Source organism: Colwellia sp. MT41 (assembly GCF_001444365.1).
Taxonomy (GTDB): domain Bacteria; phylum Pseudomonadota; class Gammaproteobacteria; order Enterobacterales; family Alteromonadaceae; genus Colwellia; species Colwellia marinimaniae.
In genome coordinates this window covers 113826-137413 of sequence record NZ_CP013145.1, presented here as the reverse complement: position 1 = coordinate 137413, position 23588 = coordinate 113826, and the positions used below count along the sequence as shown (strand labels likewise).

Sequence of the window (23588 nt, the reverse complement as noted above, 5' to 3'; positions counted from 1 at the left end):
GAGGTGGGTGTCTTCTATTTAAGGTGGGTGTCTTCTATTTATCTTCTATTTACTTCTAATTTAAGGTGGGTGTCTTCTATTTACTTTCTATTTAATAGGTCTAGTTTATGGCTGTCCTCATTTATTTATCATTTATTTAATTTATTTATACACAAAAAGCCAAATCACTGTCCGCCGCGAACAAGACGCACATGACCGTAGTCACTCTTGCTATCGTAGTAGCCGTAACCATTGCTGAAGTAGACGATCCACGCGTAGTTATTGCTGCTGGCACCAGGGGAGGACGACCAATAGTTTGATGTCGATGTATCAGGAAATACACTGACATTTATTGCCGGTGAGTAACAAGCTTGCTCGGCAATACTTTTTAATTCTTTTATATTGGGTAATCGCCAATTATTTTGCCCAGCAAAGCTAGTGCTGTTTGCCGTAGTGAGTGCGCTTTGCCAGTTATAATTAAGGGCACTGCCAGAACAACTACTGTCACTTGCATTCCATGTTTGCCCTAAACTACAGCGCATCCATATTAACTCTGTTTTATTGTCGGTAACCGTACCATCACTGTTTAGGTCAAATTGGCTAGTGGGCGTACTAGGGGTAATTGAACTGTTACAGGTTTGCCCATTACTGGGCAGCGCTATTAGCATTAATACTGAAAGTAACGCTGTTTTTATTGGGTTATTCATCTTTGTTCCTTATGTTAATTTAGGTATTAATATTTGTTAACGAATGATTTTTTGTTGCTAAAGAAATAATACGGACACAACGCTTTTTTAATCCGCCTTTTAAATAACCTTGCTCGTTACAAAACACATAAGCTTGGTTATTTAATGTTAAGTGCTTACGCACCGCCAACAAATGCCGTAACGGGAATTGGTACAAGGTTATCGCCTTGCTGTTACTGTGCATACGAGTACTTTTACCTTGGTTGTTTGTGTTTTTGTTATTTATCACTTTATTATTTGAATATAAATAATGTAAACTAAAGCCACTTACGGGTAATATACGTTGCGTTATTATTCTGTTGCCACACTGTAATAACACCACAAAACCTTGGTATTGCAGGTAAAAATATTGCCACTGACAATAAAAACGATTTACCCTTAAAGGGTACCAACGGGGTATTAATTTTTGCGGGTTAATAAAAAGCCACTGCAACCAAGCGTAACGACGAAACAAAGCATTTTTAAGTGTATAAGCATCAGCATGGCCAAAATGCCCCCAGTAACTATTAAGCACCGCGCGTAATTGTTGTATTACTTCGGGCTTACAATCTAGCTGACTTTTTTTGTGCGGAGTGATTTGTGCATACAATGCCATCAGTTTTTCATGTAAATTACCTAATACTCGCTTTCTTACTAACTTATAATAAGGCTTAATAATATAACCTAAAAAATTAGCCCCTTGACTTAGTGACTGTAAAATAATGTCGTTTTTTAATGACAACGCTAGTTTTTGTTCAACAAAATCAGCAATATCATTTTGCCATAACTGTAACTGTGCTTTGTTGGTATGACACAATATAAAGTCGTCGGCATAGCGCACATAATGCTTGCACTTTAACTGGTGTTTTATGTATTGGTCTAGCTCGTTAAGGTAAATATTAGCAAAAAATTGACTAGTAAGATTGCCAATAGGTATACCCTTGCCTGGCACTAACTCTGTTAGCCGTTTATGCTTTGGTACTTTGGTGAAATCTTTTGGGTTACCTAATTTAACGCAGGTTTTTACATCAATTTTTTGTAGAATAATTTGTCGGCATAACCAGAATAAATGCTGTGACTTTTCAAAAGATATTGCATTTTTATTCACCTGTTTCGTTAAGTGTTTTTGCAATAACGCTAATAAAATAGGTTGAGATATACTGTGAAAAAAATTGGCAATATCAAGCTGTAAAAACCAACCTTTACCCTGATGTTGCTGCATAAATTTTTGCAAACGATTAACGGCAAAGTGCGTGCCTTTATTTTTACGGTTTGAAGCCGCGTCATAAATAAACTGGTTATCAAGCAATGTTTCTAGTTCATTAATAAGCAAGTGATGTATTACGCGGTCTTCAAATTGTGCGGCATATACTTCCCGTGCTTTAGGTTTTGTTACCACAAAAGCAATGGGTGGGTTTGGTTGCCAGCAAAGGTTTTGCAAGGCGTTTTTACTATTAATGGTGTAATCTAATAGCTTGGTTTCATATAAACAAGCACTTACCGTTTTTCGCTTGCGTTTACGACACTGCCTGTAGGCATTGTCTACTGCTTGCAAGTTAAAATACGAATAAGGTTCGGCGTTATTATTGTAATCACTCTTACGTTGCCATACGTTTGTGGATTTAGTGCGTTTCTGCACGTCACCACTTACATGTAAGTGCGTTAACATATTAATGCCCTTTTACTGGTATCACTATCCGCCGCGAACAAGACGCACATGATTGTTGTTATTGTTGTTGGCATTAGGGGAGGACGACCATTTAAAGTGGTCTCTCACCTGTTACCTTCTTTATCTAACCACTTTATTAACAATAAACATCCTAACGGTAGTTTATTGCTGGTTTTATACTTAATCGTTTTTTATAAAATATATAAAAAACGATTAAGTGGGCTAGACGCACAGTGATATTAAGACTCGCTAATTAAGGTTAACACTAAGTTTAACTTTATTAACTTCTGCTTTTGCTTGTTTAAACCAACCGCCAGCTTGCTTACCTAAGCTGACAACCAATTCGGCTAACTGCTCGTACTGAGCAAAATTTTTAAATGCTTTTAACTCCTTAGTTAATTGTAATTGAAACTTAAGGTCGTCTATTAACTCGACCACATGTTGTATGCATTTTATTTTGCTATTTTTACGGGTAAAAGCCCGGTGAATTGCTTTACATAAACGTAACACCGTTTGCCTTAACTCTAAGCCAACGCTGTATTTATGGTAACGTGAAAACTGCTTCACACTTATTTCTAATTCAAACAACAGTCTATTTGCTTGTTGCCATATGGGTAAACGTTGATAATTCATAAAAAACCCCAAAAAGCCAAATTACTGTCCGCCGCGAACAAGACGCACACGACCGCCGCTACTCTTGCGATCGCCGAAGCCGCCACCATCGCCGAAGGAGACGATCCACGCGTAGCTACCGTAGTAGGCAATAGGGGAGGACGACCAATACCAGCTATTAACCGTATTAGGAAAATAATTACTGTCTATTGCTGGGCTGTATGTCCCAAAATCAACAATTGACGATAATTCATTTTTATTAGGTAAGCGCCAATTAGTTGCGCCACATAAACTTTGACTATTTACGCGCGCTACAAAAGCTTGAGTATTACAAAAGCTATTGGCATCACCGCTGTTGTAGTTGTAACAAATATTACCATTATTGTCGGCATAACCTGCTGCACCACCATTGGTGCTAGCATTAGTATTGTACCAATTGTAGCGGTCGTTATTATGGTGTAAACCTGTGGTATTGGTTTTAACTTCCCACATTAGCCCGGTGTGGTTGTCTTGCACACATGACCACTGCGCTGCATTGGCAGGTAAGGTATTGCCATTAGCATCAAGCTTAGTAAAGTCAAACCCTGCATTCCCTGCACCCACTTTGGTTAAGGTGCCTGCTGTCGCTTGTGCATCTCTGCCATATTCGGCGTCTTGCCCGTTGTAGTCAGTTACTGGACAGCCTAAACCATTGCTTGAGCCTGATGAGCAGGTGGTTATACCAGTGTCGTTTAGTTTGCCTGTTGAGGTTGTGGGTGGTGTGCCAGTTGGCGTTATTGTTAACGATATAGTTCTAGTGGTTGACCTGCCTGCGTCATCAGTTACCGTAACGGTGAATTCAAGGATAATTTCTTCGGTTATTTCAGGTAAAACAAACGTTAACGTTAGCCCTGTTGCTAAATCGATATCTTCTAGTTGATGATTAACATTAATACCTGAGTCTTGAGTAATTAGGTAGCTGGCAATATTACCTACTTGTGCCGACCATGTTATTTGCACTGAATTTACTGCGGTAGAAGAAAATGAAAGTAATGGCGGTAACCCTTCTTCAACTTGGTAAATTAAATTATTAACCCAGTTAATTGATGCCAAATAATCAAGCGCCTCTTGCGTAAAGACATTATTTAACAGTGACACGGTTTGCAATAAAGTGTTATTGGTAAAATCAATACTAGTTAACTGGTTATTATCAAGGTTTAAGTGCGTAATATTGATATTACTGCTTAAGTCAATTTCTGTGAGTTGATTATTACTTAAATCAAGATTTACCAATGCAATAAGCTGTGCAATACCGGTTGCATCGGTAATATTTAAGTTACTACAATCTAGTGTGGTTATTTGTTCAACACTCTGCCAATGATTAGCTTGCGCGGCTTGCGCTACACAATTTGCTAAATTCGCGTCGGTGAAGACCAATGCAGATATAGGATTGGTAATACTTGGCAGTGTTGAAATGTTTAGTATTCTAAAATTACTAACAAGGTTCCAAGTATTAAATAGATTAAAAGTACCTACATACGGGTTACCTGTGCCAAAATCGAGCAATAAGCGTAATTGTCCATCAATTTCAGTATATTCCCAGCTTGCTTCGGTAATATCATTACTGCCTTGCGTGTATATAAATAATTTAGTCGCAGAAATAAAGTCAAAGTAAACATTGGCTTCATTCGCCATCATGGTAAAACGGTAACCTTCGAGGCTATTAGTGGTTAGTGTTTGATAATGATAAAGCTCTGCTATTTTTATGTCGTTACCTAAACTGGTTAGGTTTTCATCCAAATCTACCACGCCGTCAGCAAAGTTTAGCGTTAAACTGCCAAAGGCATTGCTGTCGAGTATTAAATCATTATTGGCTACTTGCCAAGTTAATGGGTATTCAACAATGTCGGTACTTACTTCACCTGTACTTGCATCTTTACTTTGTCCAGCAAAATAAACTCTAGGTCCAGAAGTCGTTAATTTTAAGATTAACGTAGAATGTAACCCTTCATCATCAATTTCTCTAATAACAATCACTTTATTGGTTAATTCCGCTAATGGAATTGAGGTTAATTCACCGCCATTCGCTAAATTTGGCGTTACTTCTACTATTACCGTGTCAGTGTCGGTAGCACCTTGGTTGTCGGTTACTGTAAGTTGTAATTCATAACGTGTATTTGCCGTTACGCTTGGCGCAACAAAACCTGCCATTACGCTTTCGGCATTATCAATGGTGAGTGTTTGGTTATTTAAGAATGACCATTGATAACTCACAATATTGCCGTCAGTGTCTATTGACTGGCTACCATCAAGTTCTACGGTTTCACCATTGGTTATAAGAATATCAATGCCAGCATTGGCAATTGGAGCACTGTTAACCGGATTTATTGTTATCGCTATGGTGTCTTGTGCTTGTGCGCCACTATTATCAGTGGCAGTTAAAGCAAAGGTAAGCACTTCAACTTCGCTCACCGTTGGCGCAATAAAGGTGGCCTCAAGTGAATTTTCTGAGTTTAAGGTAGCATTCGTACCATTGGTTTGTTGCCAAAGTACGGTTGCTATCGCTCCACCTACATCGGTTGCACTACCTGTAAGTGTTACTAATGTTTGTTCATCAACACTTTGGTCGCTACCTGCTGATACGGTAGGGATTGGATTTTCGTCTTCTACGTTTGGATCGGTACCATCAAGAAATTCACTTAAATTACTACGACCATCGTTATCACTGTCTTCGCTGGCATCATCAACCGTTGGCATTAAGCCATGTGTTACTTCCCAGCCATCAGGCATGCCGTCGTTATCGCTATCTGCATTATTTGGAAAAGTACAAGCGTTGAATTCTTCTAAATTACTGATCCCGTCATTATCTATATCAGCATGTGCAGATGAAACTTGGTATTTAGTAGCCCAGTAATCGGGTAGTGAATCTTGATTTTCATCTCTAAAGTCGAGTACTACATCTTGATACTGATTTGCCCAAGAGCCTAATTCACTATGACCTGAAAAACGTAATCGGTATTCAGACTTCGTTGTTAGTAAGGCTTGTGCGTCATAAGTAAAGCCGTTGCCTTGCATAACAATACTGTCGTTATCAGCCGTGGGAAATACCGTCCAGTGACCACTATTTTCTTCCCAATCATTGAGTGTTTCATTATCAGTAAAAGGAAGTTTTATCGCTTTTACTTTTGCTTGAACCCCCATAAGACAACTGTTAGTTGCACCCAAAATATCTGTTGGGCTTAAACTAATAACAGGTAAGCCAAATAAAGGTGTTTTATTTAATACGGCATAGGTATTAAAATCATCTAAGTTTTTACTCGGCCAGCCGGCGATTGATTTGTCAAAAACTTCAAAGCCTGCTCGTAGCTTCAAGTCCATACCTATACCCGCATTAAGCTTAGTAAAACGATAGTCGCTACTTATATCTACGCCAGTTTCTAAAGCCGCCAAACCAACAAACTCACCTTCTATACCCGCTTCCGCATAAATGTAAGGTTCTACTTTTATGTGACCTGAAGTAAATTCATAAAAATAAAGTTTTAATTCAGGTACTAACCTTAATTCAGCATAAGCCTCTGCTTTAGCGCTACCCGTTAGTTTATAAGATAACGATGGTCTACTTTCTCTAACCGCAATCCATTGACCATGTACATATTTAAAACCAGCACTAAAGTCAAAACCCACATTCAAATGGTTGGTTAAATCTAATTCACCCGTTGCAATAGCGTTAAATTCTCCTGTCAGGGTAAATTCACCGCGAATAATAACCGGAACACCACCAACGACTAGCACTTTTACAAATGATTTTTTAACAAATTGCTGCGAACCTTTAACTTCTCCAGATACATTCGCTATTACTTGTAAATCGGCATCAAAATCAAGATAACCACTCACTACCGCATGCGCATTTTGTAGCTTGCCAAAGCTGATTTTTGCTCCAACATCAATTTTAGGTTCAAATTTAAAACTCGCACTACCAATGATAGTAATGTCGCCTTCTTTGTTAAAATCCACACTGTTTAGTTTTGGGATCTCTGTGCTACCGACATAAATTTTAACACTGATAGTAGCACTGCCTTTATTACATTTATAAACAATACAATCGCGTTCCCTTACTTTTGCTTTAAAAGTTGCAATATAAGGTTGGGCTGTTTGTGTATCGACATGCGACTCTTTTGTTGTCCAAGATAAGGTAACGTCACGTTTGTTATTATCAGTTCCGTAAGGAGTAGATTCGACTCTTACACCATAATTTGTATTTTCAGGCTTAATTTTATTGTGGCTTATTTTAATAAACTCGAGTTCTGATACTTTGTAGTTATTTTGTGAATCATTAATGACAGCAGCACTTATTGTAAAAGTTCCACGCTTACCTGGCATAAAAGAAACCCTTAATGGTCCTTTCACCATAAGGTTTACATCTTTTATTTCTTGGTGGCGACTTGTGATAGCGGTTGATTGTGCGGTTGTTGCTGATATTTTATATGATCTTTTACTAGAAGTTTTACTAGGGTTTGGAGACGAATATATTTCTTGCGAAAGTGTTAAACCACTACTTTGCCACTTTAGCTCATTAATATTATTACCCGAAATACTTATCGATTTTTTTAACGACAAGCCCGCTAAATTCATTTTTCTCAAATTATTTTGTGTAACATTTTCACTTACAGGTACGTCTATTAATTTAATCGAGGTGTTTAAATCAAGTTCATCATATATTTCATTCAAAGCGGCATTTTCAGTATCAACCGTTACTTGGTCACCATTAATTGACACTCCTGTAATTTTTCTCAGTATGCCCTTCTCATTTGATGAAACAATAATTTCACCTATTTGAGGCTCTGGTTCATCAGCACCTAGGGTATAAATTAGTTGAGTGTCAGTAACGGCTACCGTTGTAACTTCATGAACAACCTGACTACTATTTACTACTACTGCACTCGCCATAGTAGTAACACTCATCTGATTAGAATAACTAATATTATTATCTTCATCTTCGGCAACAATAATAGCGTAATAAGTAGTATTAGCCGTAAACCCTAAGAGTTCTGCGCTTGCTCTACCCGTTAGTTCAAGTTGATTGGTAGAGGCTGATGGGGTAAAGCCTATTTGTTCAGAAACATGAATAATGTATTTAATGTTAGCGGTTAAACTTAAATTGTCGGTCGTTTCTAACCAGTCAATATTAAAGCTATTTTCAGACAAAGCCGTAAGTGCAACAAGTGCTACGTTATTAGGTGCTTGGCTATCATTAATCATGGTAACAATAATCGAGTCAGTTGCTGTTGCGCCTAAATCATCGGTAACTGTTAATTGAAAGGTTGCTGTTTTTTCTTCGACTAAATCAGGAATCGTTAAGGTTAACGTTGAGGCGCTGTCATCAGATATTGTTAACGTGTCACCTGCTATTTGCTGCCATTGATACTGAGCTATTTCACCATCAATATCACCCGTTGTTGCCGTTAATGTAATCGTCGACTTTTCACTAACGCTAATATCATCACCTAATGCTAATGTGGGGGCAATATTAATGTGATTCACATTAATTGATATTTCATCGGTGGCTTGTAAGCCAGAGTTATCGGTAACGGTTAACGAAAATATTAATGTTTCAGATTTTAAAATAGTTGGAATAGTAAAACTTGCAGCTGAGTGGCTTGGTGAGTTTAAAACAACACTCGTTCCACTTACTTGCGCCCACTGGTAACTAGCAATACTACCGTCGTTATCTGTCGCTGAGCCTTGTAAGGTAACAGTAGCTGTTTCTTCTACTGCTTGATCTTCACCAGCATTAACCATTGGCGCTTGATTAACATAACTAAAACTTACCTCTACACTACAATCGGCAGTTACTGCTGCCGTTGTATAAACATCACCATCTAGAGAGCCAACACAGCCGGTGACACTATCAATAATATAATGATCATCTGCTGTTAAAGTAAATGTAGTGGTTTTGTTTTCATCTATATTAATAGCTTGTGGCGAGATGCTACCGCCAGCACTGCTGGTGGCGGTAATAGCAAATTGTTTAACTTGAGTTTGAGTAGGTTTTTCATCCGAGCCACCGCCACAAGCACTTAATGTAAAGACAAACAAAGTACTTATAATGTATTTTACCAATCCGATATTTATATTTACTGCCGGCGGGAGCATGGGCTTTCCTTTTTAATGCTAGAGACTGTGTATTCATTGTTATTATTTTGTAGTAAATGAAATTCATTTAACAAGACTTTGACAAAAGCTTAACAAAACTAAATTTGCAGCTATCTAAACACTTAATAGCCAATAAATCATTCCCTAAATCGCTCATTAAAAAATCAATTGTTTATTGGAAAAAAACGCCGTCTTTCGTGACTATTTTTATCCCTGTTCAATTTGGAAAAGAACGACATAGCGAGTTATAGAATAGAAAAGGCGAAGCACTTGCTTCGCCTTGGGGTAAAATCCTCTGTTATAGCAAACGAATTGGCTTTTACTGAGCATAAAGTCTTTTGTGCTGTTTTTAAGCGCTGCGAGAATGGATCACCCCTACTTTTTATTATCGCCGATTTTTGACGCTAAATGACTTGTAATGTCTTTTTGTAGTTTGCCAAATATTTTAACCTTTGGATGATTAGGTATAGTTTTTTTAAGTGTGTAAATTGCAAAAGCAATTTCTATGCTAGCATCTTCATACCTTTTTGCTTTAAATAATGTTTCACTATACCCCCCTTTAAAAATGGCTAACGTTGGACCTGATATTTTAATTTCCGTTAAAATAGATAACGCTTCTTGATGTGCGCTAATAGCACTGTTCACATTACCAGATAAACGCTGAGCGTTAGCAATATTATGGTTTAGAATGGCTATATTTAAATGCTCTCTTCCCAGAGTTTTTTGCTGTTTTTCAAGCGCCATAGCATAATAAGTTTGTGCCTCGTTAGGTTTGTCCCATTTAAAATAAGCGGCTCCTAAGTTGTTGTATAATACACCTTCTCCTGGATGCCCTTCTGGGCTAATCTTTTTATATATAGCTAACGTTTTTAATAAATAACGAATCCCTTCTTGATGCTTATTTTGCTTACCCAACACAGCACCTAAATTTAAAAAACCAGCGGCAATTCTTGGGTGTGCTATATCACCATGTATTTTTTTACTTTTGTCTATGGCCTGCTGCAAGTACTTTACAGATTTATCATACTCACCTAGTCGATTATAAATAAGTCCGATATTATTATGTACATCGGCTATTTTAGTTAGTTTAGCCGTTGATTCTGACTTATACCCGTTAAGTGTTTTTTTATAATATGTTAGTGCCTTATCATACTCCCCTATTGTATGGTGCAAGTCTGCATACCTTGACCACATAAAATATGTTACTTGCTTTGATTTATTTTTAATATTGTTGACTTTATCTAAATATTTTTCTGCTTGCGAAAATTTACTCATATTGGTATATAGATCGGCCAGTAAAATATATGCTTCATGTAAACTGTCCCCCTCTATAGAAGCCTCTAGATGAGTAATAGCTTGCAAATAAAGCTTTTCCGCTATTGCATGCTCTTTGAGCCCAGAATAACTATTGGCCATAGATATTTTTAACTTAGCTTTTATCGTATCACTCGCAATTAATTCATCATCTACTCGCTTTACACCCGCATCAAGTAAATCTTTAACCTGAGGGGTTATATGATCATAAGCATTGGCGGCGGTAAATAAACTAGATAAAAAACCTGAAACTTCATTACTAATCGTAATTTGCTCTCGTAGCTCACTATTTTGCCAAACAAGGGCTCCTCCCCCAATAAGAAGAGAAGTTAATAAAGCAAAAGACAAGCTAACACCGATCCAGTTACGGCTAACATACTTACGGGTTTTATATATGAGCGTATCGCTGTATTCCTTAATTGGAAAGCCTTCTGTAAAATGATAAATAACACGAGAAAGCTCATTCGGAGAACGAAATCTCAAGTTCGATTCAACAGCACAAGCTCTATCAATAATGGCGTTAATTTCTTTGCCACTGCGATTCTTTGTTTCATTTTTATATAGTTTTTTTAATACCCGAGCAAGAGAATAAACATCCGTGCTCGAGGTTAGTATTTCACCGTTTAATTGCTCTGGACTGGAAAAATCATGACTTACCGCTTGCAAATAACGCTGAGTAACCTCTTTATTTTCATCCTCAATATCTATTGATTGATTAATGGTTCTAGCAATACCAAAATCCATTAACTTCGGCTCACCGAGTTCATTCACTAAGATATTAGAGGGTTTGATATCGGCGTGAATTATCATGTTTTGATGGGCAAAATGTACTGCATCACATACTTTTTGAAATAACGCTAAACGTGCTTTTAATGATAATTTGTTTTGATGACAATATTGATCAATTGCTAAACCTTCAATATATTCCATCACCATGTATGGCACATCATCTTCGGTATTATCAATAGTATAAATTTTGGCAATATTAGGATGGCCTAGGTTGGCTAAATGCTGTGCCTCTTTTTTTAAAAAATCATCACCCGCCAGAGCAGCAATAGAAGGATAAACAAACTTAATGGCTACCTTTTGCGTCAGTTTGCCGTCATTACGTTCGCCAAGATAAACAACACCCATACCTCCTTGACCTAACTTTTCAGTTAATTGGTAATAACCCAGTTGAGTACCTAACAGTTGATGAATTACCTCGTCATCAACCAATACTGATGCTTGCTCACTAATTAGACCACTAAATTTTGTCTGCTCTAAATTTTTTTCATGGGCATTAATCAGGGCGATGACCTCTTGATAAAACTCATGATTTTCATCAATATACTGCAATAAATTATTACGTATATTGGTTTTATCCATTGTCAGCAAATGCTGGAATAATGCTAGTGAATTATTAAAGGTCATATTGTTCTTATTTTAAAATGAAAGTTTGTGGGGTATATCAGGTTTTTACATTACGCAGCTTGATACTGAGTACGTAAATAGGCTTTAGCTGTTGCCAGTTCGTTATAAATGGTCGATTTTTCTAAGGTTAACTTGCTACTAATTTCGGCGACATTAAAGCCCAAAAAGTAGTGCAACAAGGCAATTTCATAACAACGGGGTAAGAGTTTCTCTAAATTTGATAGTGCTAAATCAAAGGAAAAATAAGGGTCACTTTCTACTTCCATATTTACTAGTGCTAAGATATTTTCTTTTTTTAAAACACGTTTTTGAGCATTTTTAGCTTTCAGCTCATCAAGCAGCATCCAACGCACAAACAAGGCCAGTGATAGATAAAATTGCTCTCGATTGGTAAAAATTTCTTTTGGTGGCACCAAGGCGATAAAAACATCGTGCAGTAATGAGGTGGTATTGGGGAGTTGCTCTAATAATTGTGTGTTGCCAATTTTTTTGGCTTTAGTCCTAATTTGATTTTTTACAATGCCCTTTAAGTGATAGTAAATCATGCTCTTCAGTTGATTCGCACTCGTTACATCTCCCTGAGTAACCCAAACATTTAGTACCTGAGTAAAATCTGTTGTTGGTACTTTATTTAATGTTGGCATTAGTGAATATCCTTTTCAGACTAATTTGTATGATGAGCGAACAAAACATACCCGTTTTGCTCGCTCAACACAATACAATTGATTTACTATTGAGCCAATTCACTTATTACCCTAAGAAATAATAAAATGCTGCGGAAATAGTATCACTAATAACAACACCATGATTTGCATTAAAATAAAGGGGATAACACCTTTATAAATGGTGGTGGTTTTCATCGATTTGGGGGCCACGCCTTTTAAATAAAAGAGGCTAAAACCAAAGGGTGGCGTCAAAAATGAGGTTTGTAAATTCATTGAAATTAAAATGGCAAACCAGACTAGGTTAATATCTAAAGCTATAGCGACCGGTAATAAGATAGGCACCACTAAAAAAGCTATTTCAATAAAGTCGATAAAGAAGCCTAAAATAAAAATGGCTAACATGGCGAAAATAATGAACGTCCATTTACCTCCGGGAAGCTCCATAAAGAAGTCTTCGATTAAGTACTCGCTGCCCGAATAACTAAATACCATGGAAAATGCTGTGGCACCAATAAGTACCGCAAAAACCATGGAAGTTACTTTCACCGTTTCTTTAGAAACTTCATGCATTTTACTAAAAGAAAAACTGCCATAGCAAATAGATAAGATAACCGCACCAACAGCGCCGATAGCAGCAGATTCAGTTGGTGTGGCAATGCCCGCAAATATTGAGCCAAGTACGGCAAGAATAAGTACTAACGGCGGCACTATATCTTTTAGCGCTTGTACTAGTAACTCACGTTTGCTCTCAGTAACCACCAACGGTGGCATTAATTCGGGTTTAAACTTGCCTAAAATTAAAATATACACGATATAAAAAATCACTAACATCATACCGGGTATCACCGCCGCACGGAATAAGTCGCCCACAGGTACTCCCATAACATCACCCAAAATAATTAAGATGATAGAAGGCGGAATAATTTGTCCTAAGGTGCCCGAAGCACAAATAACGCCAGCCGCGGTTGGCTGGTGATAATTATTTTTCAACATAACCGGCAGTGAAATAACACCCATAGCAACTACGCTAGCGCCAACCACCCCGGTTGATGCCGCCAATAAAGCGCCAACAATAATGGTTGAAACTGCCACACCACCAGAAATGCCGCCAAAAAGTTTAGCGGAAGATTCTAACAAGCGTTCGGCCAAGCCGGTTTTTTGTAACACTATGCCCATAAAAATAAACATAGGCACAGCCATTAAAATGGTATTTTCCATAATGCTCATTATGCGATAAGGCATAAAAGCGAATAAATCCGCGCCCAAGACAATAGTGCCAACAATTAATGAAACGCCGGCAAAAGTAAAAGCGACTGAATAGCCTAAAAATAAGCAAACCAGAGCAATAGCAAACAGTACAATACCTGTCATTACTGTGCTCCTGTTTCAGAGTGAGCTGGTGTGCTGAGAATTTTCACTTGCACAAGCAGCACATGGATAATGGCTAAGACTAAAAAGAAGGAAGCAATAGGAATAACACTGCGCACTAGCCAACGATGCGGTAACCCCCCAGGGTCAGCACTGCCCTCACCCATTTGGTAGGCATCAAAAGTGTAGTCACAGCTGTAATAAAAAATAACTAAAGTGATGGGTAAGGCAAATACTAACGAGCCAAAAATATTCACCCAGGCTTGTTTATTAGCGGATAAGGTATCGTAGAAAACATCAACTCGCACATGTGCATCTTCTTTCATGGTATAGGCAATGCCAAACATGAACATAGCGGCAAACAAATGCCATTCAAGCTCTTGCATACCAATACTGACATCATTAAAAAAGTAACGCATGATAACGTCATAAAAAACATTCATGATCATTAAGACCATGAGTAAGCTACAAAAATTACCTAGGGCATCGATAATTTTACCCGTTATTTTTAACACTGAATCCATTTGGCTTCTCAGTTATTAATACTATGTAATAAAAACCAGTGAGTTAACCTAACTCACTGGTTTTACTGATTTAAAGGTCTATTCCCTCCTAACAGAAACGCTACTTTTCATCAAAATTATCAAGGTAAGCTCTATCTGACAAATTAGTCCAAGCACGTATTTGCTTTTTATAATCATTTAATGATTTTAAAATTTCTGCTGTCATTGGATCTTTCGCCGCAAACTCCGCTAATAACTCGTCATTCGTTTTCTTAAGGGCATTCATCACGCTTTTAGGAAAAGAGCGCATTTTTACGTTAGGATAATCTTTTTTCAACGTGGCTAAATTCACGCCACTGACATGCATAGATTGTGCATACATATCATAAGCGGCTGCTTTCATGGCAACGGTTAGGATTTTTTGTAAATCTTTTGGCAAGGTATTATAAGCTTTTTCATTGATCATAAACTGTAACTCAGTACCTGGCTCATGCCAGCCAGTGTAATAATATGGTGCTATTTTATGAAAACCCATACGTAAATCGAGTGATGGACCAACCCACTCTAGGGCGTCAATGGTATTGCGCTCTAAAGCAGTATAAAGTTCACCCGATGGGATATTGGTGGGTTTTGCTCCTAATTTTGCTAAAACTTCGCCGGCAAAACCTGGAATACGCATTTTTAACCCTTTAAGGTCTTCTAAGCTGTTAATTTCTTTTTTGAACCAACCACCCATTTGGTTACCGGTATTGCCACCTGGATATGATAAAATACCGTATTGGTCATACACCTTTTTCATTAACTCCATGCCACCACCGTAGTAGAACCAAGCATGCTGCTCAGAAGCAATCATGCCAAATGGTACGGTAGTAAAAAACATGGTATTGAAGTCTTTACCTTTCCAATAATAAGAGGCCGAATGACCCATTTGATATTGGCCACTTTTAACAAAATCAAAAATTCCTAGGGCCGATTTATGTTTATTAGATGAGTCAATGCGAATGGTTAAACGACCATTGGACATTTCTTTGACCATTTTGGCCATGTTTTTAGTAGTATCACCAAAGATGGGGAAATTTGGCCCCCAAGTTTCGGCTAAACGCCAACGATATTTTTTGTCGTCATCGGCATAGGCTAGGGCCGAAAACCCCAGTGAGGATAACCCCAGCGATAGCACGAGTGCCGCTTGTACGAAAATTGATTTTTTCATCTGTTCCTTCCTTTTAACTGATTGTCATTAATTATTTTTATAATAAGAACATAACGCTGTACAGATTTAATTGAACCTACTAGTTGTACTGTATTTTTATTAAACAATGCAACTAGACATAAGTCGTAGTTATTTTACCCTTGACCAGACTAACGAATATTAACCAATACACAAGTAATGGTACGGCAATACAATTAACACTAGTTTTCTCCTTATAACTTAGGCATTATGCTAGCAGCGCTGTAATAATAAAAATCAAGAGATACAATAAGATGAATACAATATTATTCACTTGGCATACTCATAGCGATACCTTAAGTGATTTTAAGCACGCCTTAACTATTGCCCAAAATAGCGGGGCAAAAAGTTTATTACTGTTGACCTGTAGCCAAAATCATTACCCCGAAGAAGAGCTTTCCTCATTATTACGTGCCTGCCCACTGACCATCTTCGGTGGTATTTACCCCATGCTTACCTGGAAAAATACGTTAATAAAGCAAGGTGCGTTGATTATTGGTTTTAAAGAAGCCTTTGATGTCACGCTATTTTCACAACTTCATCAGGTCACCAATGAAGATAAGTTAGAAGACCTCATTACTAACACACTCGAACAAAAAAACAATTATTGTGCTCATGATGATTTTTTGATGTTTTATGACTCGCGAATCAACAACATCGAAGATTTTATCGATTGCCTATTTGAATGCTTAGATCACGGTATTAATATCGCTGGTGGCGGTGCGGGTAGTTTAGACTTCATTCAACGCCCTTGTATTTATAGCAACCAAGGGTTGCACAGCAATGTGGCGTTGTTAGTTACTTTACCTAGTAAGCTCAATATCGGTGTTGCCCATGGCTGGAAAATTTTTCAGGGACCTTTTTTGGTTTCAGATGCCCACGGACAAACAGTGCAAGGCTTAAATTATCAACCGGCGCTGGATGTTTATTGCCAAGCAATTGAAAGTGCTAGTGAGTTTAGATTTAATGGCAGTAACTTTTTCGATATTGCCAAGAATTTCCCCCTAGGCATTGAGGATATTAATAATAATTTACTGGTCCGAGATCCTATTGCCACCCATAACAACCATTTGCAATGTGCTGGCAATATACCTATTAATTCTATGGTTTATCTGCTTGAAAGTAATAGCGAGGCTTTAATATCCTCGGCCGAACAAGCTGCTATCACTGCATTTACCGCAACGACAAAAATAACATCGGCCGCAATGATTTTTGATTGCATTAGCAGGGAGCTATATTTGGCAGATAAATTTGAGCACGAACTTGATACCATCGCCAAGCACTGCCCGACTCCGGTATTATTTGGCGTGCTTTCCTTAGGAGAAGTAGCAAATAGCCCCAATGGCGCTATTGCTCTGCTCAATAAATCAATCGTAATTAGCTCTTGGTAGCAACTAGGTAAGTAATGACTAAAGCACTGTTTCTAATTTCCCTACAACATGAGCTTGCCATGGCCATTGGTAATAAGCTTGATTTAAAAGCCATGCTAAAAGTTTTTTTAAAAGTATGTTTTAGCCGCCTCAATTTAACCAGTGCCCACATTTATATATATTGCGATAGTAGTGGCATGCCCCATAAGTTAGCAGCACTGGAAAGTGTGATCTACCAGCATTTTTTAAGCATTCCTAAAAATAAGCGTGGCCAACCATGGCAGAAAAATCCGGTACTAACCGACTTTGCCCAGCAACTTAACCAGGCTCAGCACAATATTTCTTTTCAATGTGAAAATGGTCAGTATCTGTTTGGTTTTATCATTCCTGAACATGGCTTACTTATTTTTGAAACCCATTATACCTTGGCTGATGAGGTGCAAAAGGCGTTATCCCCCATTTTACAAAAACTAGCCACAAGTTGTTATACCTCACTAGTGCACGACTCTCTTGTTAAAGAAGTACATTCAAGACAACTCATTGAGGAAAAAATTGCCTTTCAAGCACAACACGACGGTTTAACCGGTTTATTCAATCGCCAACATATTAATCATTTACTAAGCAATGCCATTGAAGATGCTCATCGCAATAAAAAAATTGGCACCGTCATTTTTATTGACCTCAATCGTTTTAAACCAATAAATGATGCTATGGGTCATGCTGTCGGCGATAAAATATTGCTCACCCTGGCCAACCGACTGCATTCCTTAACGAGTGAGCACATTGATGTGGGTCGCTTTGGTGGTGATGAATTTATCATTATCATCAAGAACCTTAACCACAACTATCAAGATGATATCAAAGACATAATTACCCAGATTAATCAATTACTGGAAATACCTTTTGTTATTGATGCTAACTCATATAAGTTCAGTTGTAGTATTGGTTATGCGCTATTTCCGTTACAAAGCAGTACAGTGAATAATCTCATTAAGTTTGCCGATATTGCCATGTACGAAGCTAAGCGCGCTAAAAGTAAACAGGGTAAACAATACCAGAAGACTATGTCTGAAAAAATAAAAAGGCGCTTAGCTTATGTCGATGATATGAAGCAAGGGCTAGAAAATGGCGATTTTAAATTATATTACCAAGCGCAATATAATCATTATGGTGACATTATTGGCGCCGAAGCGCTATTAAGGTGGCAACATCCTGTTCATGGTATGGAATCGCCATCGGTTTATATCCCTATTGCTGAAGAAAGTGATTTAATTCTCGCTATTGGCCAATGGGTATTAGAGCAAGCTTGTCGTGACATTAAAAAGCTTGAGCAATTGCCACTGCCACAGACCTTTAAGAAAATAGCCATAAACGTCAGCGCCAAACAATTAATTCAGCATGACTTTAAAGACAAGATAATGCGCGCTATCAAGCTCAATGATATTCCAGCGGAACGTTTAGCATTAGAGCTAACCGAAAACCTTTTGGTAGAAAATATCGAAGATTCAATCAAGTTAATTGCTGATCTTAAAGCAAACTCTATTGATTGTAGCATTGATGATTTTGGTACTGGATACTCCTCGCTTACCTACTTGAAGCGTATTCCCGCCAGTCTATTAAAAATAGATCGTTCTTTTGTTGCCAATATAGAGCAAAGCAGTGAAAGTGCCGCCATTGCCAGTATGATTATTAGCTTAGGCAAAACCCTTAAAATGGACATTTTAGCTGAAGGAGTTGAAACAGTGGCAGAGTTCAATTGTTTAAAGGACCTTGGTTGTTATCAATACCAAGGTTATTATTTTAGTAAACCGCTACCCTTTGATAAGTTTGTTCAATTGTTTAACTAACGTAATGAAAACTATAAATACTCAATGGATATTCCGACAAAGACAATCAAACCTACCCAATGGTTATGCAAAAAAGCTTGCAAACAGGCATCGCGATCTCTATTGACAATCAATAGCTGTTGATAGCTAAACAAGCCTGCAGCCACAATAAGAGACAACTGATATGGCCAACCAAAAGCTAAAATATCACCTACTGTCCACAATAAAGCCAAGGTCATTAACTGTAAAAAACCGATAATACGTTTATCGTTATCGCTAAATAAAATAGCGGTCGACTTCACCCCTATTTTAATATCATCATCTCTATCAACCATAGCGTATATGGTATCGTAAGCAACGGTCCAACAGAGGTTAGCCGAAAAAAGTAACCAAGCCACTAACGGTATCTGACCTTGTACCTCTGAAAACGCCATGATCATACCCCAGCCAAAGGCGGCACCAAGAAACACTTGTGGAAACTGGGTATAGCGCTTCATAAAGGGATAGAGCGCAGCTAAAAACACCGCAACAACAGCGAGATAAATAGTGGTCCAACTAAGGGTAAGCACTAAGCCAAGTGCCATGCCAATTAATAGACCGAATACAGTGATGGCCTCCTTACTGGTCATCATGCCATTAACAAGCGGTCTATTTTTAGTGCGGGCAACCTGGCCATCTATTTTTCGGTCGGCGTAATCATTGATCACACAACCCGCGCTACGCATGATAAAAACACCTAGGCTAAAAATCAACAGTAGATGCATGTTAGGCCAGCCATCACTAGCAATCCATAAGGCCCAATACGTTGGCCATAATAGTAGATAGGTACCAATAGGTTTATCCATGCGGGTAATTAACTTAATTGCTAACCATTTTTGTTGAATTTTTTTCAGCATTTATCTGTTTCTTTTAATAGTTTCGTTTAATAGTTTTGTTTATAAGCTTTCTTGGTTTAATGCCTTCGGTACTGCTGTTTTTTGATAAGCAAAGGCCTCGGGTAAAAACACCTCAGCTACCATAAAGGGTTTATCAGCCAACATAAAGATGGAACGTCGCCCCCATAACTCTTGCTCTGGCATTAGCGGTACTTTATCCGATGAGCTATTAGATAGTGTCGTTGCTAATTTAACGGCTAAGATGGCAACACTAGAATCACTAGCAAAAGCGGAGAGCTCTAATCCTAGACGTTGTAATGTCGGGTTATTAAACAGTACTTGCCCTAAGGGTTGCTCACCTAAATTTGCCAACACTTGCTCTTTACCGGTCAAGCTAGCTAAAGGCAATAAACTGCGGGCAAAAACCTGTGGCACATTGTCGCAATATAAAATGACTTCCCGTACTAAAACAGGCTCACCTACTTTAATAAAGTCACCCGCTTCTGCTGCTGAACATAATTGCTCTTGCTCACCAATCACCTTAACTTTAAAGTCTTTACCACGATTTTTTAAACGGGCTGTCAGTGAACCTTCATCAAGTAACCAATCTTTTAGGGGCACTGACAACTCAGAGAAACGCTCAGCACTAGGCGATTGCCATTGACCCGATAAGGTTACCGGAAAGGTTATCGGAAAGTTCTCTGTTATCTGCGGCATGAATTTACTTTATAGAATAATAGGGCGTTAATACCAAGGGCACTAATTTATTTGGTATAAGATCGTCGCTATAGTAGCAGACCTAAACAGTAATCTCATTTATCTCAATCAATGAAATAAAAAAACGCTACATTTATCAAAATAATAAGGAAAAAAAATAAAATCGGGTTATGATAAGGATAAGTTCAATCATACTCAACCGACTGTTATTTTATGTTTAAAACCTTACTTCTCTGTTCTTTTTTACTGACATTATGCACTAGCGTCTCTCGAGCCAATGCCAGCGATTATGCTTACTACGGCTTTGAACCTGACATTGTCACCAATTATGTCGCGGTGAAAAAGAAAATGGGTTATGTTCGCTTAACGGTGGAGTTGATGGTTGCAGGTGATGACTTAAGCATAGTAGAGCACCATGCGCCTTTATTACGCGACGCCATCATCAACATTATTGGTCAGCAATCAGAAGCTAAAGTAAAATCAATAAAAGGCCGAGCAGAAATTCTATTGCAGTGTGAAGAGCAAGTAAAAGAGTTACTGATTAAAGAAACTGGCAAACCACTGATTAAAAAATTACTCTTTACCCAATGGCTAGATAACTAATTTAAGCCAAGCGCCAGCAAGAGTAATATCTTAGTAAGTGAAGCGCTGAGAGCGAGTAAATATAAGCTGTATCGTTATTTTTTAACCTTGATACCGATGACTTTCACGGTAAATAACGCTAAAAAACACCCTGACAATAAGCCCAACAAATGCGCAGTGTTAGCAACATTCACTGGTAGTAAGTCGACAAAACCAAGCAGCAACCAGAACAGTAAAAAACCAACCAAAGGTTTAGCCAGCGACAAGCCGCGCTCTGGTGCTAAATAGCCAAACCACCAGACAAAACCCACCAGCGCATAGACCACGCCAGATAAGCCACCAAAATTAGCCCCTGAGACTAAATATTGGCCTAGGTTAGAAACAATCGCCGAGATAAGTAGTATATTTATCAGTGTTGTTTTACCTAACGTTTGCTCAATACTGCCACCCAATTGCCACCACCACATGGTATTAAAGACAATATGCAACCACGAAAAATGAAAAAATGCAGGGCCAATTAAACGTAGCGGCTCTGCTAAAAAAGCATCCACTGATAGTTGCGGATAAAACTGTAAGCTATTGAAAATTTCTTGTGCCCAACCCAGCTCACTACCTAGAAAGACTAACCAGCACAGGCTAAAAATCACTAAGGTAACAATACCGGCATGAGCTAAAAAGTTTTCTTTGAAGCTAGCTAATAAACTGAAGTCATCCGCATTTAAGGTGACTGTTTCAGCTCTATCCCATGCTGCTTGTTGATATTTATCAGCATAAGGTTGCAAAATAAAGGCATCAAATTCTATTTTTGCTTGTGAGATCTTATTCTTAGGGCACAAAATCATATAGCCCTGCTCTGGGTTTGCTTTAAGCTGCTCTGGGTTTGCTTTAAGCTGCGCTTGAATACCCAAAGATTGTAAATAGTTACTAAATAATAAGGCAATACTATGATCTTTAACTTGCACCAGAGGCTGTAAAGTATCCATATTCTCAGCAGACTCATTTGTCATGCTAATTATCGCTCAATATTATCAGGAAAATCTGTTTGCCATTGAGTAAAGCCGCCGTCAAGAGAGTAGACCTCAGTAAAGTCTTGGCTAATGAGAAATTGTGCGGCTTGTTGACTGGAAATGCCGTGATAACAGCAAACAACTAGCGGTGCATCCAGATCTGCTGTACGTAAAAAGTCAGCCATTGATTCATTCGTTAAATTAATCGCATCGGTAATGTGGCCATTGGCAAAGGAATTTTCATCTCGAATATCTACAACAACATGTGACTTATCTGCCATAACTGCTTGCAGCTCACTGACTGACATATGTTTAAAACTATTCTCTGACACTATCTATTCCTCAATTAACCTTTATTTAAATCACGGCCTTGATGACAGTGATTTTTTGGTTTCGCTCAACTTAATATAAACGCTACCCAGCTAGGGTAGCGCTTTTGTAACCGCTAGTATAACCAATTTAGGTCCAATCTAAAATGACCTTGCCAGATTGACCAGATCGCATCATATCAAAGCCTTGTTGGAAGTCATCAATCTTGTAATGGTGAGTAATAATTGGCGTTAGATCTAAGCCCGATTGGATCAAGCTCGCCATCTTATACCAGGTCTCAAACATTTCACGGCCATAAATACCTTTAATGGTTAAGCCCTTAAAGATAATTTGGCTCCAATCAATGGCCATTTCGCCACTGGGAATACCTAACATGGCAATTTTACCGCCATTATTCATATTTTCTAACATACTGGTAAATGCTGCTGGTACACCTGACATTTCCATGCCAACATCAAAACCTTCATTCATGCCTAATTCGCTCATGACATCTTCTAGTTTTTCTGTATTGACATTTACCGCACGAGTTGCGCCCATTTTTCTTGCTAGATCAAGGCGATACTCATTAATATCTGTGATAACGACATGGCGAGCACCAACATGTTTGGCCACTGCCGCCGCCATAATACCGATAGGACCGGCACCTGTGATCAAGACATCTTCACCGACTAAATCAAATGACAAGGCGGTGTGCACTGCATTGCCAAAGGGGTCGAAAATTGCCGCTAAGTCATCTGAAATTTCATCCGGTAATTTAAAGGCATTATAAGCAGGTATCACTAAAAATTCAGCAAATGAACCTTCGCGATTTACGCCAACACCTATGGTATTACGACATAAGTGAGTTTTTCCACCTCGGCAATTTCGACAATGACCACAAGTAATATGACCTTCACCAGAAACACGATCACCAATAGTAAAGCCTTTTACTTCTTGGCCAATACCGACGACTTCGCCCGCATATTCATGACCGACCACCATAGGCACAGGAATAGTTTTTTGTGCCCATTCGTCCCAGTTATAAATATGGATATCGGTACCACAAATGGCGGTTTTTTTGATTTTGATAAGTAGATCGTTATGACCTAGTTTCGGCTTTTCGGTCTGGGTTAACCAAATGCCTGGTTCTGCTTTTAATTTAGCTAAAGCTTTCATTGTCGCTCTCTATCTTTAATATATTCAATACGATTAAATGGCATAGCCCACATTCTAATTTAGTACTAGCTGGGCTAAACCAGCAGTTATAGTTATTGCTAATTAGATACCTTTAATT

Annotated in this window: 17 protein-coding genes; 3 read left to right on the top strand and 14 right to left on the bottom strand. The window is 38.2% G+C overall.

The genetic code is table 11. The features are described from left to right. Positions 1 to 164 precede the first annotated feature (164 nt). From CMT41_RS00570 to CMT41_RS00530, 9 genes are all read right to left on the bottom strand, one after another. Positions 165 to 686 carry an Lcl C-terminal domain-containing protein gene (locus CMT41_RS00570; protein WP_058026054.1) on the bottom strand — a complete coding sequence of 174 codons (522 nt, stop codon included), beginning with the start codon at positions 684 to 686 and terminating at the stop codon, positions 165 to 167. 19 nt (positions 687 to 705) lie between these two features. Continuing rightward, complete coding sequence (locus CMT41_RS00565) at positions 706 to 2373, bottom strand: RNA-directed DNA polymerase (RefSeq protein ID WP_058026053.1); 1668 nt, start codon at positions 2371 to 2373, stop codon at positions 706 to 708. 249 nt (positions 2374 to 2622) lie between these two features. Next, positions 2623 to 3006 carry a four helix bundle protein gene (locus CMT41_RS00560; RefSeq protein WP_058026052.1) on the bottom strand — a complete coding sequence of 128 codons (384 nt, stop codon included), beginning with the start codon at positions 3004 to 3006 and terminating at the stop codon, positions 2623 to 2625. Positions 3007 to 3027: 21 nt separating this feature from the next. Then, complete coding sequence (locus CMT41_RS19410) at positions 3028 to 9117, bottom strand: PKD domain-containing protein (protein WP_058026051.1); 6090 nt, start codon at positions 9115 to 9117, stop codon at positions 3028 to 3030. Between the two features lie 375 nt (positions 9118 to 9492). Next, positions 9493 to 11799, bottom strand: coding sequence for a serine/threonine-protein kinase (locus CMT41_RS00550; protein WP_257721039.1), 2307 nt, complete (start codon positions 11797 to 11799; stop codon positions 9493 to 9495). A gap of 95 nt (positions 11800 to 11894) precedes the next feature. Next, the gene (locus tag CMT41_RS00545; RefSeq protein ID WP_058026049.1) at positions 11895 to 12488 is read right to left on the bottom strand and encodes an ECF-type sigma factor; all 594 of its coding nucleotides are present in this window, start codon (positions 12486 to 12488) and stop codon (positions 11895 to 11897) included. A gap of 111 nt (positions 12489 to 12599) precedes the next feature. Next, positions 12600 to 13880, bottom strand: a complete 1281-nt coding sequence (locus tag CMT41_RS00540; protein WP_058026048.1) for a TRAP transporter large permease — start codon at positions 13878 to 13880, stop codon at positions 12600 to 12602. After that, entirely contained in the window at positions 13880 to 14401 is a 522-nt protein-coding gene (locus tag CMT41_RS00535) for a TRAP transporter small permease subunit (protein WP_197410231.1), read from the bottom strand. Before CMT41_RS00535 ends, CMT41_RS00540 begins: the two co-directional genes overlap by 1 nt. Before the next feature lie 100 nt (positions 14402 to 14501). Next, positions 14502 to 15590: a TRAP transporter substrate-binding protein gene (locus CMT41_RS00530; RefSeq protein ID WP_058026047.1), complete on the bottom strand. Its 1089-nt coding sequence runs from the start codon at positions 15588 to 15590 to the stop codon at positions 14502 to 14504. 272 nt (positions 15591 to 15862) lie between these two features. On the opposite strand from CMT41_RS00530, the gene CMT41_RS00525 reads away from it, so the two are divergent. Next, a complete protein-coding gene (locus CMT41_RS00525; protein WP_058026046.1) occupies positions 15863 to 16999 on the top strand; it encodes an FIST signal transduction protein in 1137 nt (378 codons plus the stop codon). 14 nt (positions 17000 to 17013) lie between these two features. After that, positions 17014 to 18825 (top strand): putative bifunctional diguanylate cyclase/phosphodiesterase, encoded by a 1812-nt coding sequence (locus tag CMT41_RS00520; RefSeq protein WP_058026045.1) that lies wholly within the window; start codon positions 17014 to 17016, stop codon positions 18823 to 18825. A gap of 11 nt (positions 18826 to 18836) precedes the next feature. Here the strand turns inward: CMT41_RS00520 and ubiA are convergent, their stop codons facing one another. Together ubiA and CMT41_RS00510 are read right to left on the bottom strand one after the other, a co-directional pair. Further along, complete coding sequence (ubiA, locus tag CMT41_RS00515) at positions 18837 to 19700, bottom strand: 4-hydroxybenzoate octaprenyltransferase (protein ID WP_058026044.1); 864 nt, start codon at positions 19698 to 19700, stop codon at positions 18837 to 18839. 39 nt (positions 19701 to 19739) lie between these two features. Further along, the gene (locus tag CMT41_RS00510; protein ID WP_057179222.1) at positions 19740 to 20396 is read right to left on the bottom strand and encodes a chorismate--pyruvate lyase family protein; all 657 of its coding nucleotides are present in this window, start codon (positions 20394 to 20396) and stop codon (positions 19740 to 19742) included. A gap of 213 nt (positions 20397 to 20609) precedes the next feature. On the opposite strand from CMT41_RS00510, the gene CMT41_RS00505 reads away from it, so the two are divergent. Next, a complete protein-coding gene (locus tag CMT41_RS00505; RefSeq protein WP_058026043.1) occupies positions 20610 to 20999 on the top strand; it encodes a flagellar basal body-associated protein FliL in 390 nt (129 codons plus the stop codon). A gap of 74 nt (positions 21000 to 21073) precedes the next feature. On the opposite strand, the gene glpG is transcribed toward CMT41_RS00505, so the two are convergent. The 3 genes from glpG to tdh all read right to left on the bottom strand — a co-directional run bounded on the left by glpG (position 21074) and on the right by tdh (position 23470). Next, positions 21074 to 21985 (bottom strand): rhomboid family intramembrane serine protease GlpG, encoded by a 912-nt coding sequence (glpG, locus tag CMT41_RS00500; RefSeq protein ID WP_058026042.1) that lies wholly within the window; start codon positions 21983 to 21985, stop codon positions 21074 to 21076. Between the two features lie 5 nt (positions 21986 to 21990). Further along, on the bottom strand, positions 21991 to 22317 hold the full coding sequence (gene glpE / locus CMT41_RS00495; RefSeq protein ID WP_082606371.1) for a thiosulfate sulfurtransferase GlpE: 327 nt from the start codon (positions 22315 to 22317) through the stop codon (positions 21991 to 21993). Between the two features lie 127 nt (positions 22318 to 22444). After that, on the bottom strand, positions 22445 to 23470 hold the full coding sequence (tdh, locus tag CMT41_RS00490; protein WP_057179219.1) for an L-threonine 3-dehydrogenase: 1026 nt from the start codon (positions 23468 to 23470) through the stop codon (positions 22445 to 22447). Positions 23471 to 23588: the final 118 nt, after the last annotated feature.